The 406-nt window shown below is 61.6% G+C and carries 1 protein-coding gene; it reads left to right on the top strand.

The window, feature by feature from the left end; genetic code table 11:
- Positions 1-406: contractile injection system protein, VgrG/Pvc8 family (locus tag FNJ84_RS21800; protein WP_255471378.1), on the top strand; the 406-nt coding region annotated here is incomplete at both ends.

Raw genomic sequence — 406 nt, 5'->3', positions numbered from 1 at the left:
GAATACACTGTCCAATATCGCGAATCCGACCTGGATTTCGCCCGCCGACAGATGGAGCGCCATGGCATCAGTTTCCACTTCACCCATGCGATGGGCAGCCACAGCCTTGTTCTGACCGATGACCCGCTCAGCCATGAGACGATCGGGGACCGGCCGTTCAAGCGCTATGACGGGCATCACCACTATGAACAGGAACATTTCTGGGACTGGGCGCCGGAACGCAACCTGACCACCGGGGCGATCCGGCTGACGGATTACAACTTCAAAACCCCGACCGCGGCGATGGAGACCGAGCGGATCGGCGATGCCGCCCATGCCCAGGGGCAGATCGAAAGCTTTGACTATCCGGGCGATTATCTGGCGCTGGATCCGGGCAAGCTGGTGGCGGGGCTGAGGACCCGGCAGG

Source organism: Paracoccus sp. M683 (assembly GCF_007096355.1).
GTDB lineage: Bacteria > Pseudomonadota > Alphaproteobacteria > Rhodobacterales > Rhodobacteraceae > Paracoccus.
The sequence above is the reverse complement of the archived record's forward strand: the minus strand, read 5'-3'. Positions and strand labels throughout refer to the sequence as shown.